This is a genomic window from Micromonospora sp. I033 (assembly GCF_053890995.1).
Window position 1 is genome coordinate 18,109 of sequence record NZ_JBSSLX010000007.1, and the last position, 13,633, is coordinate 31,741.

At 75.4% G+C, this 13,633-nt stretch carries 14 protein-coding genes and 1 pseudogene; 6 read left to right on the forward strand and 9 right to left on the reverse strand.

Going from position 1 to position 13,633, the window contains the following annotated elements:
• The first annotated feature begins 105 nt into the window (after positions 1-105).
• Positions 106-390: a hypothetical protein gene (locus tag ACW0Q9_RS02335; protein ID WP_456178156.1), complete on the forward strand. Its 285-nt coding sequence runs from the start codon at positions 106-108 to the stop codon at positions 388-390.
• Here ACW0Q9_RS02335 and ACW0Q9_RS02340 read toward each other — a convergent pair.
• The 6 genes and pseudogenes from ACW0Q9_RS02340 to ACW0Q9_RS02365 all read right to left on the reverse strand — a co-directional run bounded on the left by ACW0Q9_RS02340 (position 383) and on the right by ACW0Q9_RS02365 (position 5,432).
• Complete coding sequence (locus tag ACW0Q9_RS02340; protein WP_456178157.1) at positions 383-946, reverse strand: Trp biosynthesis-associated membrane protein; 564 nt, start codon at positions 944-946, stop codon at positions 383-385. The two genes, ACW0Q9_RS02335 and ACW0Q9_RS02340, sit on opposite strands and share 8 nt — an antisense overlap.
• Positions 943-2,496: an anthranilate synthase component I gene (locus ACW0Q9_RS02345; protein WP_456178159.1), complete on the reverse strand. Its 1,554-nt coding sequence runs from the start codon at positions 2,494-2,496 to the stop codon at positions 943-945. Before ACW0Q9_RS02345 ends, ACW0Q9_RS02340 begins: the two co-directional genes overlap by 4 nt.
• Complete coding sequence (hisI, locus tag ACW0Q9_RS02350) at positions 2,493-2,927, reverse strand: phosphoribosyl-AMP cyclohydrolase (RefSeq protein WP_456178227.1); 435 nt, start codon at positions 2,925-2,927, stop codon at positions 2,493-2,495. Before hisI ends, ACW0Q9_RS02345 begins: the two co-directional genes overlap by 4 nt.
• 180 nt (positions 2,928-3,107) lie before the next feature.
• Positions 3,108-3,827, reverse strand: a pseudogene (locus ACW0Q9_RS02355) (phosphoribosyl-AMP cyclohydrolase); the annotation flags it as partial.
• A 214-nt stretch (positions 3,828-4,041) separates the two neighbouring features.
• Positions 4,042-5,046 (reverse strand): aldo/keto reductase, encoded by a 1,005-nt coding sequence (locus ACW0Q9_RS02360; protein WP_456178161.1) that lies wholly within the window; start codon positions 5,044-5,046, stop codon positions 4,042-4,044.
• On the reverse strand, positions 5,043-5,432 hold the full coding sequence (locus ACW0Q9_RS02365; protein ID WP_262282487.1) for a MerR family transcriptional regulator: 390 nt from the start codon (positions 5,430-5,432) through the stop codon (positions 5,043-5,045). Before ACW0Q9_RS02365 ends, ACW0Q9_RS02360 begins: the two co-directional genes overlap by 4 nt.
• 103 nt (positions 5,433-5,535) lie before the next feature.
• Between ACW0Q9_RS02365 and ACW0Q9_RS02370 the strand changes: the two genes are divergently transcribed.
• The 3 genes from ACW0Q9_RS02370 to ACW0Q9_RS02380 are packed head-to-tail and all read left to right on the forward strand — an operon-like array spanning position 5,536 to position 7,606.
• A complete protein-coding gene (locus tag ACW0Q9_RS02370) occupies positions 5,536-6,261 on the forward strand; it encodes an ABC transporter ATP-binding protein (RefSeq protein ID WP_456178164.1) in 726 nt (241 codons plus the stop codon).
• Positions 6,258-7,013: an ABC transporter permease gene (locus ACW0Q9_RS02375; RefSeq protein ID WP_456178166.1), complete on the forward strand. Its 756-nt coding sequence runs from the start codon at positions 6,258-6,260 to the stop codon at positions 7,011-7,013. The genes ACW0Q9_RS02370 and ACW0Q9_RS02375 overlap by 4 nt, the downstream gene beginning before the upstream one ends.
• Entirely contained in the window at positions 7,013-7,606 is a 594-nt protein-coding gene (locus ACW0Q9_RS02380; RefSeq protein WP_456178168.1) for a TetR/AcrR family transcriptional regulator, read from the forward strand. Before ACW0Q9_RS02375 ends, ACW0Q9_RS02380 begins: the two co-directional genes overlap by 1 nt.
• 1 nt (position 7,607) lies before the next feature.
• Here ACW0Q9_RS02380 and ACW0Q9_RS02385 read toward each other — a convergent pair whose 3' ends face one another.
• The gene (locus tag ACW0Q9_RS02385) at positions 7,608-8,354 is read right to left on the reverse strand and encodes a DUF2470 domain-containing protein (protein ID WP_456178170.1); all 747 of its coding nucleotides are present in this window, start codon (positions 8,352-8,354) and stop codon (positions 7,608-7,610) included.
• Between the two features lie 72 nt (positions 8,355-8,426).
• On the opposite strand from ACW0Q9_RS02385, the gene rpsD reads away from it, so the two are divergent.
• A complete protein-coding gene (rpsD, locus tag ACW0Q9_RS02390; RefSeq protein ID WP_456178172.1) occupies positions 8,427-9,035 on the forward strand; it encodes a 30S ribosomal protein S4 in 609 nt (202 codons plus the stop codon).
• Positions 9,036-9,045: 10 nt separating this feature from the next.
• Here rpsD and ACW0Q9_RS02395 read toward each other — a convergent pair whose 3' ends face one another.
• Both ACW0Q9_RS02395 and ACW0Q9_RS02400 read right to left on the reverse strand, forming a co-directional pair.
• Positions 9,046-10,821, reverse strand: a complete 1,776-nt coding sequence (locus ACW0Q9_RS02395) for an ABC transporter ATP-binding protein (protein ID WP_456178174.1) — start codon at positions 10,819-10,821, stop codon at positions 9,046-9,048.
• Positions 10,818-12,692: an ABC transporter ATP-binding protein gene (locus ACW0Q9_RS02400; protein WP_456178175.1), complete on the reverse strand. Its 1,875-nt coding sequence runs from the start codon at positions 12,690-12,692 to the stop codon at positions 10,818-10,820. Before ACW0Q9_RS02400 ends, ACW0Q9_RS02395 begins: the two co-directional genes overlap by 4 nt.
• A 216-nt stretch (positions 12,693-12,908) precedes the next feature.
• Here ACW0Q9_RS02400 and ACW0Q9_RS02405 point away from each other — a divergent pair, with 216 nt between their 5' ends.
• Positions 12,909-13,538, forward strand: coding sequence for a TIGR03085 family metal-binding protein (locus ACW0Q9_RS02405; protein WP_456178177.1), 630 nt, complete (start codon positions 12,909-12,911; stop codon positions 13,536-13,538).
• Positions 13,539-13,633 lie beyond the last annotated feature (95 nt).

The window sequence follows — 13,633 nt, forward strand, 5'->3', positions numbered from 1 at the left end:
GACCTGGGTTTCACGGGGGCGAAACGTGAGCCCGGCAGCATCTTCCTCGGGCAGACTCGATGAGGCGGCTGCCGACCGTCGCCAACGATCTCGTGCGGGGTGACCATGAGCGCCAACGGGCCGAGCCAGACCCTCGGAATCACCACCATCTCCCGGAGCGTCGCGTCGCTCGCCGTCGGCGTGGTGCACACCCTCGAAGCCATGGCCGGCGACGGCCGGACGCGCACCGCCCGGGGCAACGCCTGGGAGGCGGTCTGCGCCGACCGGGCCCGGGCCGCGCAGCGCCGCGAACTGGACCGCCTGGTGGCCGAGCTGGCCGCCGCCCGCGCCGCGGCCGGAGCCGCGGTCCGGGAGCGCCGCGAAGCGCGGGACGCCCAGCCGGTCAGCTGACCGTCGGGTCCTCGCCCCGGTCGAGCGCCTCCCAGGCGTCCCGGGTGCCCCGCTCGACCGCCGGCCGCCGCGCGCCGGTCGGCTCGGTCGGTCGCGCCGCCCGCCGCTCGTAGCGGGCGCCCATCGCCGGCCAGCCGGCGCCGCGCACCGCGGTGAGCAGCCCGCCGGCCAGCAGGACCAGCCCACCCACCAGCACCAGCGCCGGCCACTGCCGGCTCACCCCGGACCCGGTCAGGCCGTAGCCGCCGCCGGCCGCCACACCCAGCCCGAGCAGGGTCAGCAGGGCGCCCAGCAGCCGCCGGACCCGCCCCCGGGTGGCCAGCACCGCGCCGCCGCCGGCCAGCCCGACCAGGGCCAGCGCCGACACCCAGGGCAGCAGCTCCGCCCCGGTGCGGGTGTGCCGGGTGGGCGGCAGCGAGCCGCGGGCGGTCAGCTCGACCGACCAGGTCCGGGTCACCGCCCAGAACGCCAGGCCCGCGCCCGCCAGGCAGAGCAGCACGGCGTACGTCAGCTCGCGCCGGCCCCGCCCGGCGGACGCGCCGGTCGACGCGCTCATCGCGCGGGCCGGAGGGTCTCGGCGGCGGCGATGGCGGCGAGCACGGCGGCGGCCTTGTTGCGGGTCTCCTGGTCCTCGGCGGCGGGATCGGAATCGGCCACCACCCCGGCCCCGGCCTGGACGTAGGCCCGGCCCTCGCGGATCAGCGCGGTGCGGATGGCGATCGCCATGTCCAGGTCGCCGCCGAAGCCGAAGTAGCCGACGGTGCCGCCGTAGAGGCCGCGCCGGACCGGCTCCAGCTCCTCGATGATCTCCATGGCCCGCACCTTCGGGGCGCCGGACAGGGTGCCGGCGGGGAAGGTCGCGGCGAGCGCGTCGAAGGCGGTGCGGTCCTCCCGCAGCTCACCGACGACCGTGGAGACGATGTGCATGACGTGGCTGTACCGCTCGATGGTGGCGAACTCCGGCACCTCGACCGTGCCCGGCCGGCAGACCCGGCCCAGGTCGTTGCGGCCCAGGTCGACAAGCATGACGTGCTCGGCGCGCTCCTTCGGGTCGGCGAGCAGTTCGGCGGCGAGCCGGGCGTCCGCCTCCGGGGAGCCGCCGCGCGGCCGGGTGCCGGCGATCGGATGCAGCAGCGCGCGGCGCCGCCCGTCCGCGGCGGTGCTCACCTTGAGGTGCGCCTCGGGCGAGGAGCCGACGATGTCGAAGCCGTCGAAGCGCAGCAGGTACATGTACGGGCTGGGGTTGGTGGTGCGCAGCACCCGGTAGACGTCGAGCGGGTCGGCGTGGGTGGGCCGCTCGAAGCGCTGGCTGAGCACGATCTGGAAGCACTCGCCGGCCCGGATCGCCTCCTTGGCGGCCTCCACCGCCTTCGGGTAGCCGCCCTCCGGCGTCCGGCTGACCACCTCGCCGACGCCGGGCCGCGCGACGGTCGAGATCATGGGCGGAATCGGTCGGGACAGCGCGGTGGTCATCGCGTCCAGCCGCCCCACCGCGTGGTGGTACGCGGCCGCGACCAGCGACTCCCGGTCCGGCGCGTCGAGCGGGGGCAGCACCGCGTTGGCGACCAGGATCGCCGAGCCGTCGTAGTGGTCGAGCACCACCAGGTCGGTGGCGAGCATCATGCCCAGCTCGGGCACGTCGAGCTCGTCCTCGGTCAGCTCGGGAAGCCGCTCGAAGCGGCGGACCAGGTCGTACCCGAGGTAGCCGACCATGCCCCCGGTGAGCGGCGGCATGCCGCTGGCCGGGTCCCAGGCCGGGCCGGCCAGCGCGGCGACGGTCTCCCGGAGCGCGGTCACCGGGTCGCCGCCGGCCGGCACCCCGGCGGGCGGCTCGCCGGCCCAGACCGCCGCGCCGTCCCGCTCGGTCAGCGTGGCGCTGCTGCGCACCCCGATGAAGGAGTAGCGCGACCAGGCCATCCCGGCCGAGCCGACGCCCTGCTCGGCCGACTCCAGCAGGAACGTGCCGGGACCGCCGGCGAGCTTGCGGTAGACGCCGACCGGGGTCTCCGCGTCGGCGAGCAGCCGCCGGGTGACCGGCACGACCCGCCAGCGGGCCGCCAGGTCGGCGAAGGTGCCCTGGTCCGGGCTCACGGTGCCGTCGGTCATGACGTCGCCTCCGGGGAACTGACCGGCAGCTCGGTGAAGAAGCAGGTGCGGTGCCCGGTGTGGCATGCCGCGCCGACCTGCTCGACGCTGACCAGCAGCGCGTCGCCGTCGCAGTCCAGAGCGACCGAGCGGACGTACTGGTGGTGGCCGGAGGTGGCGCCCTTGACCCAGTACTCCTGGCGGCTGCGCGACCAGTAGGTGGCCCGGCCGGTGGTCAGGGTGCGGTGCAGCGCCTCGTCGTCCATCCAGGCGACCATCAGCACCTCGCCCGAGTCGTGCGCCCGGACCACGGCGGCCACCAGGCCGTCGGGGGTGCGGCGCAGCCGGGCCGCGATGGCCGGGTCGAGCCGGGAGGGACGGGCCGGGCCGGGGGCCGCGGCGCCGCCGGAGCTGGCGGGTGCGCCGGTCACCGGCGCGTCAGAGGCGGGCACGGTTGACCATTCTCCCGCACGGGGCGCCGGCACCGCCGACGTGTCCCGGAGGGCGGGCGCGGGACGGTCCAGGGCCCGGGTGAGCTGGCCGAGATAGCGGTCCAGCCGGCCGTCCACCAGGGCCTCGGCGAGGTCCGCGCCGCCCACCGCGGCGATCTCCCCGGCGTACGGGCGGACGAGCGGGACGATGCCGGTCACCAGCCGGCCGGCGGCGGCGCCCACCTCGGCGGTGCCGCCGGGGCGGAGCCCGAGGCAGCGCAGCATGTCCTCGCGGTAGCCGGGCGGCGCGACCGGCAGGTCCAGCGCGGCGGCCAGGGCCGCCCGGCGGGACACCACCCGCACCGAGGGGTTGGCCAGCCGCAGCACCGACGGGCAGAGCCGGGCCAGGTCGGCGGCGGCGAGCCGGACGCCCACCGCGTCGCCGGCCCAGCGGGCGCCGGCCACCTTGCCGAGGGTGGCGACCAGCTCCTCCAGGCGGGGCTCGTCGGCGGGCTGGCAGAGCACCGGCAGGTCGATCCGGCGCCGCCACTCCGGCGTCGCCCAGAGCAGCCGGGCCGGCGCGGTGACCGGCAGCCCGAACGCCCAGTCGGCGGGCTGGCCCAGCCGGTGCACCCAGGAGCGGACGTCGCGGGCGGCCACCGAGACGTGCACCAGCCGGCCGTCGAGCTCGGCCAGGTAGGCCCGGCGGGCCACGTACGGGGTGCCGTCGGCGGCCGGATCCGCCGACCCGGGTGCCGTGAAGAGGGTGCCGGGGCGGGCCGGTCCCGCCGCCCCGGTTTCCGGGGCGGCGGGTGGCTCGCCGGTGCCGCCGGGCCGATCGCCGTCGACGGCGACCAGCACGTCCACGTCGACGTCGCTGTGCTCGGTGGCGGCCCGCCGGGCGTGGCTGCCACGCAGCATGATCCCGACGACGGGACGGTCGGCGGCCTGTCGGAGGCGGGCGGCCCAGTCGTCGAGGAACTCCGGCAACTCCAGCGCGACGCGTCCGGCGCCGCGCTGCGACCCGGAGCCGCCGCCGGTCTCGGGCAACGGAGCGGGACCCACGGCGTCATGGTGCCGGACGTCCGATCTTGGCGCAATGACCGATGGCGGACCGGGTGTCCGATGCGAGGGGCTAGTGACCGACCGTTCGCATTCCTGCCGGGGTGTACCTTTCCCCGGCGACCGCCCCGGCCGGCACCACGTCGCGCAGCCGGTCCCGCTGCTCCGGGGTGAGCCGCAGGTCGGCCGCGGCGGCGTTCTCCTCCAGGTAGCGGACCCGCTTGGTACCGGGGATCGGCAGGATGTCGTCGCCCTGGGCGAGCAGCCAGGCCAGCGCCGCCTGGGCCGGGGTGCAGCCCAGCTCGCCGGCGACCGCGCGGACCGCCTCGGCCAGCTTCAGGTTGGCGTCGAGGTTGCCGTCGGCGAACCGGGGGACGGTGCGCCGCCAGTCGTCCTCGGCGAGCTGCTCCCGGCTGGTGATCGCCCCGGTGAGCAGGCCCCGCCCGACCGGCGAGTACGCCACCAGGGCCACGCCCAGCTCCCGGCAGGTGGCCAGCATCTCCCCCTCGACGTCCCGGGTGAACAGGGAGTACTCCATCTGGACCGCCGAGACGGGGTGCACCGCGTGCGCCGCCCGCAGGGTCGCCGGGCTGACCTCGGAGAGGCCGATCAGGCGTACCTTGCCGGCCTGGACGAGTTCGGCCAGCGCGCCGACGGTCTCCTCGATCGGGGTCCGGGGGTCGCGCCGGTGCAGGTAGTACAGGTCGATGGTGTCGATGCCGAGCCGGGCCAGCGAGGCGTCGCAGGCCTGCTTCGCCCAGGCGGCGCTGCTGTCCACGTAGGCGCCCGGGCTGCCGGTGCCCCCGAAGCTGTCGCCGGTGGTGCGGTTGCCGAACTTGGTGGCCAGGAAGACCTCGTCGCGGCGGGCGCGGACCACCGGGCCGAGCAGCCGCTCGTTCGCCCCGAAGCCGTACATGTCGGCGGTGTCGAGGTGGTTGACCCCGAGGTCGAGGGCCCGGTGCAGGGTCCGGGTCGACTCGGCGTCGTCGGCGCCGCCGTAGGCGAAGCTCATGCCCATGCAGCCCAGGCCGATCGCCGAGACCTCCGGGCCGCTCGCGCCCACCCGTCGCTTGATCATGCCAGCTCCTCCTCCGCCCGGCGGTACGCGTCGATTTTGTAGTCGAGGACCTTGAGGTCCTCCTCCAGCTCGGCCATCCGGGCCAGCACCCGGCTCCGGTGCGCCTCGAACAGCGCTCGCCGGGCGCCGAGCGTGCGGTCCCCCTGCCGGGCCAGTTCGGCGTAGCGCCGCATGTCCCGGACCGGCATGCCGGTGCGGCGCAGCCGGGTGAGCAGGAACAGCCAGTTGACGTCGGACTCGGTGTAGCGCCGGCGGCCGGCGGAGTCCCGGCCGACCGGGGCGACCAGGCCCTCCTGCTCGTACCAGCGCAGCGTGTAGGTGGTCAGGCCGACCCGTTCCGCCGCCTCACCGACGGTGAGGCTCATCTCCCGCGTGCTGATGTCCACGCACCCAGGCTTCCAGTTCGAGGGCACTCGAAGTCAACCTTGTGCGGGGGCCGGTAACTCATCTAGCGTTGAGTTCAACACCTGATGAGTTTTGGAGGCGGGCATGGACGACGCGGTGTCGGTCCGTGACCTGGTGGTCGAGCGGGGCCGGCGGCGGGTGCTCCAGGGCATCTCCTGCGCGGTGCCCCGCGGCGCGGTCACCGGGCTGCTCGGGCCGAGCGGCAGCGGCAAGACCACCCTGATGCGCGCGATCGTCGGGGTGCAGACGGTCGACTCGGGCACGGTCAGCGTGCTGGGCCGGCCGGCCGGGGCGGCGGAGCTGCGCCGCCGGGTCGGCTACCTGACCCAGGCGCCCAGCGTCTACGCCGACCTCACCGTCCGGGAGAACGCGCGCTACTTCGCGGTGCTCCAGGGCCGGGGCCGGGCCGAGGCCGACCGGGCGGTCGCCGACGTCGGGCTGGCGAGCGCCGCCGATCAGTTGGTCGGCACCCTCTCCGGCGGTCAGCGCAGCCGCGCCTCGCTGGCCTGCGCCCTGGTCGGGGACCCGGAGCTGGTCATCCTCGACGAGCCCACGGTCGGCCAGGACCCGGTGCTCCGCGCCGACCTGTGGGCCCGGTTCCACGCCATGGCCGCCGCCGGCACCACGCTGCTGGTCTCCAGCCACGTGATGGACGAGGCGGCCCGGTGCGACCGGCTGCTGCTCATCCGGGACGGCCGGCTGGTCGCCGACGACACCCCGGACGCGGTCCGCGCCACCACCGGCGTGGACGACCTGGAGGAGGCGTTCCTCCGGCTGATCAAGGCGAGCGAACCGGAGGGCGACAAGTGAATCCGCGCATCCTCGCCGCCACCACCGGGCGGATCCTGCGCCAGCTCCGGCACGACCGGCGCACCGTGGCGATGCTGGTGGCCGTGCCCACCGTGCTGCTCACCCTGGTCTACTTCATGTACGTCGACCAGCCCACCCCGCCCGGCGGGCCGAGCGTCTTCGACCGGGTCGCGCTGATCATGCTGGGCTTCTTCCCGTTCATCATCATGTTCCTGATCACCAGCATCGCCATGCTGCGCGAGCGCACCACCGGGACCCTGGAGCGGCTGCTCACCACGCCGCTGGCCAAGATCGACCTGCTCTTCGGCTACGGCATCGCGTTCGGGCTCGCCGGGGTGCTCCAGTCGACCATCGCTTCGCTGGTGGCGTACCAGGTGTTCGGGCTGGACACCGCCGGCAGCCAGTGGCTGGTGGTGCTGATCGCCGGCCTCAACGCGGTGCTGGCGGTGGCGCTCGGCCTGCTCTGCTCCGCGTTCGCCCGCACCGAGTTCCAGGCCGTGCAGTTCCTGCCCGTGGTGGCCCTGCCGCAGCTGCTGCTCTGCGGGCTCTTCGTGCCGCGGGGCGAGATGGCCGGCTGGCTCCAGGCGATCAGCGACGTGCTGCCCCTGTCGTACGCCGTCGAGGCGCTCCAGGAGGTCGGCGCGCACGCCGACCCGACGGCGACGATGTGGCGGGACGTGGCGATCGTCGCCGGGGCGACGGTGGCGGCGCTGGTGCTGGCCGCGGCGACGCTGCGGCGGCGCAGCGGCTGATGGCGCGGCGCACGGGCCGGCGGCCCGGCAATCCGGACACCCGGGAGACCATCCTCGCGGCGGCCCGGGCGGCGTTCGCCGAGCGCGGCTTCGACGCCGTCTCGATCCGGGCGATCGCCACCGCCGCGGGGGTGGACCCGGCGCTGGTGCACCACTACTTCGGCACCAAGGAGGAGCTGTTCCGGGCCACCGTGGCGATCCCCGTCGACCCGGCGCGGCTGCTGCCGGCGGTGCTGGCCGGCGGCCCGGACGGGGTGGGCGAGCGCCTGGTCCGCACGTTCCTGACCGTCTGGGACTCGCCCGTGGGCGGGGCCGCCGTGGCCCTGCTCCGGTCGGCGGTGAGCAGCGAGTGGACCGCCCGGCTGCTGCGCGAGTTCCTGACCACCCAGGTGCTGCGGCGGGTCCTCGACCAGCTCGACGTCGACCCGGCGCAACTGCCGCTGCGGGGAGCGCTGGTGGCGAGCCAGATCGCCGGCCTGGCCATGATGCGGTACGTCATCCGCCTCGAACCGGTCGCCTCGGCCGACCCGGAGACGCTTGTCGCCGCGATCGGTCCGACCGTCCAGCGCTACCTCACCGGAGACCTGGACTGACTCAGGCGCGTCCGGCGGCGCGCGAGCAGAGCATCGGGTGCAGCAGCCGGGCCAGCTCGGCCGGGTCGGCGACCGGAGAAGCGAAGGCGAGCCGGGTGCGGCGGCGGGCGCCGGGCCTGCCGTGGGAGACCAGCAGCCCGTACCGGTCGATGCGGACCACCCGGGGCGGGCCGCCGGCCTCGGAGCCGGTCAGGCCCAGCCGCCCGCGCAGGTAGGCGCCCACCTGGTCGCCGTGGTGGTCGGCCAGGTCGGCCAGCAGTTCCGCCTCGACCGCGTGCAGCGGGTCGGGCTCGGCCTCGGCGTACGCGTCGGGGTCGATCCGGCGGGTGGCGCCGGCGCGTTCCCAGCGGGCCTCGACCACCTCGAAGCGGTGCAGGTGGAAACGGGTGCCCACGTCGAGCAGGTCGCCGGTCGGCTGGACGGTGGCGAACTCCACCGCCGCGTGGCGAGCCTCGTCGCCGTCGAGGCGGGACGCCCAGCCGGAGACCCAGGCGCGGCCGAGCGAGGGCGCGCCGGCGGCCGGCGGGAGGTCGAGCACGTCGAGCACGGTGGCCACGTCGGTGTCGCCGTCCGGCGGGACCAGCGCCGCGGCCAGGTCGCTGACCACCGGCACCAGCAGCAGGACCCGCCCGTCCGGGTCGGTGACGTGCCGGACCTGGTGCGGACCGGGCCGCCGGGCGAGGTGGACGAGGGCGGGCAGTCGGCCCGCGACGAGGGTACGGACGATCTCCGCCGGGCTGGGCCGCATGATCCCGACCTCCTGATAGTAGGTTAGGCTTACCTAAGTAGCAGGCTAGACCATCCGATCGGAGACGTCGACGTGAACCACCCCCGGCCCAAGGCCCGGCTCTCCCGCTCCCTCGGCATCCCGCTGACCCGCAAGTGCGTGCGGTACTTCGAGCGGCGCCCCTACCCGCCGGGCGTGCACGGTCGGTCCCGGCGCGGCACGTCGGACTACCAGGTGCGGCTGCTGGAGAAGCAGCGGCTGCGCCACCAGTACAACGTCAGCGAGGGCCAGCTCCGCCGCGCCTTCGACGAGGCGGCCCGGGGCACCGGGAAGACCGGCGAGACGCTGGTCGCGCTCCTGGAGCGGCGGCTCGACGCGGTGGTGCTCCGGTCCGGGCTGGCCCGCAGCATCTACCAGGCCCGCCAGCTCGTGGCGCACGGCCACTTCACCGTCGACGGGCGCAAGGTGGACCGGCCCTCGTACCGGCTGCGCCCCAACCAGGTGGTCGCGGTCCGCGAGCGCAGCCGGGCGCTGCCGCCGTTCCAGCTCGCCGCCGCCGGCGCGCACGCCGACGAGAACCCCCGGCCGTACCTGTCGGTGGAGCTGAGCGGGCTGCGGGCCACCCTGCTGCGCGAGCCGGCCCGGAACGAGGTGCCGGTGGTCTGCGACGAGCAGCTGGTGGTGGAGTTCTACTCCCGCTGACCCGCCAGGATCAGCGGGTCTGCTCCAGCCAGGAGGCGTAGAGCAGGGCGTAGACCGACTCCGGGTCCCGCAGCAGCTCGTCGTGCGGGCCGCGCTGCACGATCCGGCCCCGGTCCACCACAATCACCTCGTCGGCGGCCTGGGCCGTGGAGAGCCGGTGGGCGATGGCCAGCGTGGTCCGGCCCCGGGTGACCGCGTCCAGGGTGCGCTGTAGGCGTACCTCGGTGGCCGGGTCGACCGCGCTGGTCGCCTCGTCCAGCACCAGCAGGTCGGGGTCGGCCACGTAGGCCCGGGCCAGCGCGACGAGCTGCCGCTCGCCGACGCTGAGCGCCTCGCCGCGCTCGCCGACCGGGGTGTCCAGCCCGGCCGGCAGCCCGTCCAGCCAGTCGGCCAGGCCCAGCTCGGAGAAGGCGGCGCCGAGCTGCGCGTCGGTGAGCTCCGGGCGGGCGAAGCGGACGTTCTCCCCGACCGTGGTGTCGAAGAGGAAGCCGTCCTGCGGCACCATCACCACCCGGGAGCGCAGCGACTCGAAGCGCACCTCGCGCAGCGAGACGCCGGAGAGCAGCACCTCACCCTCGGTCGGGTCCATCAGCCGGGTGAGCAGCTTGGCGAAGGTGGTCTTGCCGCTGCCGGTCTCGCCGACCACGGCCACCCGGCTCTTCGCCGGGATCTCCAGCGTCACGTCGTGCAGCACCGGCGGCCCGCCCGGGTAGGCGAAGGTCACCTCGGCGAAGCGGACGTCCAGCGGGCCGGGCGGCAACTCCCGGCCCCGCTCCCCCGGGTCGGCCACGTCCGGCGCGACGTCCAGCACGTCGAGCACCCGGCGCCAGCCGGCGATCGCGTTCTGCGCCTCGTTGAGCACCTCGGTGGCGATCTGCACCGGCTGGATGAAGAGCGTCACGAGGAACAGGAACGCGGTGAGCTGGCCGATGGACAGGGTGCGGTCGACGCCGAGGTTGACCCCGACCACCACCACCGCGGCCAGCGCCAGGCCGGCCGCCAGCTCGCCGACGGAGCTGCCCAGGATGCTGATCCGGATGGCCTTCTGCTGGGCCCGCCGCTGCCCCTCGATCGCCGCGTCCAGCCGCCGGGCGGTGCGTCCGGCGATCCCGTACGACCGGATCACCGGGGCGCCCACCACGCTCTCGCCGATGGTGCCGAGCAGGGTGCCCATCCGCTGCCGGACCAGCCCGTAGGCACCGGCCAGCCGGCGCTGGAGCAGCCGGATCACCAGCACCGCGGGCGCGAACGCCACGAGCACCACCAGGGTCAACTGCCAGGAGTACGCGAGCATCACGGCCGTGGTCACCACGAGCTGGCCGAGGTTGACGATCAGGATCACGCCGCCCCACTGGAGGAACTGGGTGATCTGGTCGACGTCGCTGGTGACCCGGGAGACCAGCGAGCCGCGCCGCTCGGACTGCTGGTGCAGCATGGACAGGTCGTGCACGTGCCGGAAGGCCCGGGTGCGCACCCCCGCCAGCGCGGTCTCGCTGACCGTGAACAGCCGGCGCATCATCAGGTAGCCGCAGGCGGTGGTGACCACCAGCACGGCGGCGGTGGCCAGCACGGTCAGGGTGACCACGTCCAGGTCGAGGCCGCCGACGATGCCGTGGTCGATGCCGCGCTGCACGGCCACCGGCACGGCGACCCGGCCGATCATGTAGACCAGGGCCAGCGCCACGGTGCCGGCCAGCCCGGTCCTCAGCTCCGGGGAGAGCGCCAGCCCGCGCCGCAGCGTCCGCCAGGTCGACTCGGTCCGCTGTTCGGCAGCCACACTGGTCACCGGTCAACCTCGACTTCCAGGCCGGAGGTCAGCGGGGTGACCTCGTCGTACGTGCGGGTCTGCTCGCGTTCCTGCTCGGCCTGTTCGTAGGCGGTGACCAGGTCGGCGTAGCCGGGAACGGTGGCGAGCAGGTCGGCGTGCGAGCCGCGGGCGACCACCCGGCCGTGCTCGACGTAGATCACCTCGTCGGCGAGCGCGATGGTGGCCCGCCGGTAGGCGACCACCAGGATCGAGGCGGGCGCTCCCCCGTCCGCCGGGGCGCGCAGCCCGGCCAGGATGGCCGCCTCCACCCGTGGGTCGACGGCGCTGGTGGCGTCGTCGAGCACCAGCAGCCGGGGCCGGCCGGCGACCGCCCGGGCCAGGGTCAGCCGTTGCCGCTGCCCGCCGGAGAGCGAGGTGCCCCGCTCGCCGACCATGGTGTCCAGCCCGTCGGGCAGCGCGGCCACGAAGCCGTCCGCCTCGGCCAGCCGCAGCGCCGCCCAGACCTCCTCGTCGCCGATCCCGGGACGGTCGAGGGCGATGTTGGCCCGCACGGTGTCGTCGAACACGAACGGCACCTGGGCGACCAGGGCCACGGTCGAGGCCAGCGAGGCGGCGGTCAGCTCGCGCACGTCGACCCCGTCCAGGGTGACCGTGCCGCTGTCCGGGTCGACCAGCCGCACGGCCAGCGAGGCGATGGTGGACTTGCCCGCGCCGGTCGGCCCGACCAGGGCGACCGTCTTCCCGGCCGGCACGGTGAAGGTGACCTCGCCGAGCACCTGGGCGCCGGGCAGGTGCGCCTCGGCCGGCTCGTACCCGAAGTGCACGTCGTGGAAGGCGAGGGTGGCCGGCGCCGGCGTGGCCGGGTCGAGCGTCACCTCGCCGTACGGCATCTCGCCGGTGGCGTCGAGGACCCGGCGGACGCGGTCCCAGCCGGCGACGCTGCGCGGCAGCTCGGCCAGCACCCAGCCGATGGCCCGGACCGGGAAGGCCAGCACGGTGAAGAGGAAGGCCACGCTGACCAGCTCGGTCACGGTGATCGCGCCCTGCCGGAGCCGGATCGCGCCGACCACCAGCACGGCGAGCGTGCCGAGGCTGGGCAGCGTCTCCAGCATGGGGTCGAAGACGCCGCGCAGCTTGCCCACCGAGATCAGCGCGTCGCGCAGGTCGCCGGCGCGGGAGGCGAACCGGGCGGTCTCCTGGGCCTCCCGGCCCATCGTCTTGACCACCAGGGCGCCGTCGAAGCTCTCGTGCGCGATGCCGCTGACCTCGGCGCGCAGCCGCTGCGCGCGGGCCTGACGGGGCGCCATCCGGCGGGAGTAGACCACGTTGAGCGCGAACAGCGCCGGGAAGACGGCGAGGCCGACGAGCGCGAGGGCCCAGTCGGTGATGAACAGCGAGATCACGGCGCCGACCAGCATCACCAGGGTGCCGACGGCGAAGGGCAGCGGCGCGATGGGATACCAGGCGGCCTCGACGTCCGAGTTGGCGTTGGAGAGCAGGGTGCCGGTGGCGTTGCGGTGGTGCCAGGCCAGCGGCAGGTCGAGGTAGCGGCGGGTGACCCGGCGGCGGTAGGCGGCCTGGAGCCGGTACTGCATGTAGCCGGCGCCGAGCCGGCGGCCGAAGATGCCGACCACCCGCAGCACGCTGATCCCGAACAGCGCGGCCGCGGCGAGCGCCAGGGCGCTGCCTGTCACCGAGCCGCGGGCGACCGCCGGGACCACCACCTTGCCGACCACCGCGCCGACCACGTACGCGCTGGCGATCACCATGAGGCCGAAGAGCACGCTGCCGGCCACCGCGACCGCGAAGATGCGCGGCTGTTCCCGGATGGCCCGGCCGAGCACCCGTAGCCCTCTGCCGAGGACGTCCCGACTTGTCCCGCTCGCCACGCTCTCCCCCGCCGTAAGCCGCAGTTCTTCCCCTCATCCTTACTGCTCGACGCCGCCTCCGCCGACCCGGCCCCGATATGTCGACCGTCACTCCTCCCGGTGGACCCCCGCCGAGCAGGGCGGACACCCCGGGCGCCGGCCGACCGGCGGCCGGGCGCGGCGCGCCGCGTCCGGTGCGGGCCCGCCGACCGGCCCCGCCGGGCCTACGATCGGGCCATGCCGCGGTACGCCCGGGCGGAGCGCGAGGCGCTCGCCGACCTGATGCTGGAGCTGGGACCGGACGCGCCGACGGTCAACGAGGGGTGGACCACCCGCGACCTGGCGGCGCACCTGCTGGTGCGGGAGCGCCGGCCGGACGCGGCCGGCGGCATCCTGCTGCCGCCGCTGCGCGGGCACGGCGAGGGGGTTCGCCGGCGGGTGGCCGCCGGACCGTACGCGGACCTGGTGGCCCGGGTCCGCCGCCCGCCGCTGTGGAGCCCGGTGAGCAACCCGCTCACCGACGAACTGGTCAACGGGCTGGAGTTCTTCATCCACCACGAGGACGTGCGCCGGGCCCGGCCGGACTGGCTCCCCCGCGACCTGCCGGCCGGGCAGCAGGCGGCGCTCTGGAAGCGGGCCTCCGTGCTGGCCCGGGTGGCGTTGCGGCGCTTCCCGGCCGACCTGCTGATCCAGGCCCCCGGCTACGGCGAGCGCGCCGTCGGTCGCGGCGGCGAGCGGCTGCGGGTGGTCGGCGCCCCGGGCGAGCTGGTGCTGTTCATCTCCGGCCGGCAGCGGGTGGCCCGGGTCCAGGTGGACGGCCCGACCGCGCCGGCGGAGCGGCTGCGATCGGCCGGCCTGGGCTTCTGACGGATTGCGCCGGCCCGGCCACCGGGCCCGGTGGGAACGGCCTCGGCCCAGCGACGGTGGCCGATCCCGGCTGCCGTACGCTCCTTTGCCGCCGC

Coding starts and splice junctions, on each gene's coding strand:
- ACW0Q9_RS02335 (WP_456178156.1), top strand. CDS start 106: ATGAGCGCCAACGGGCCGAGCCAGACCCTCGGAATCACCACCATCTCC.
- ACW0Q9_RS02340 (WP_456178157.1), bottom strand. CDS start 946: ATGAGCGCGTCGACCGGCGCGTCCGCCGGGCGGGGCCGGCGCGAGCTG.
- ACW0Q9_RS02345 (WP_456178159.1), bottom strand. CDS start 2,496: ATGACCGACGGCACCGTGAGCCCGGACCAGGGCACCTTCGCCGACCTG.
- ACW0Q9_RS02360 (WP_456178161.1), bottom strand. CDS start 5,046: ATGATCAAGCGACGGGTGGGCGCGAGCGGCCCGGAGGTCTCGGCGATC.
- ACW0Q9_RS02370 (WP_456178164.1), top strand. CDS start 5,536: ATGGACGACGCGGTGTCGGTCCGTGACCTGGTGGTCGAGCGGGGCCGG.
- ACW0Q9_RS02380 (WP_456178168.1), top strand. CDS start 7,013: ATGGCGCGGCGCACGGGCCGGCGGCCCGGCAATCCGGACACCCGGGAG.
- ACW0Q9_RS02385 (WP_456178170.1), bottom strand. CDS start 8,354: ATGCGGCCCAGCCCGGCGGAGATCGTCCGTACCCTCGTCGCGGGCCGA.
- ACW0Q9_RS02405 (WP_456178177.1), top strand. CDS start 12,909: ATGCCGCGGTACGCCCGGGCGGAGCGCGAGGCGCTCGCCGACCTGATG.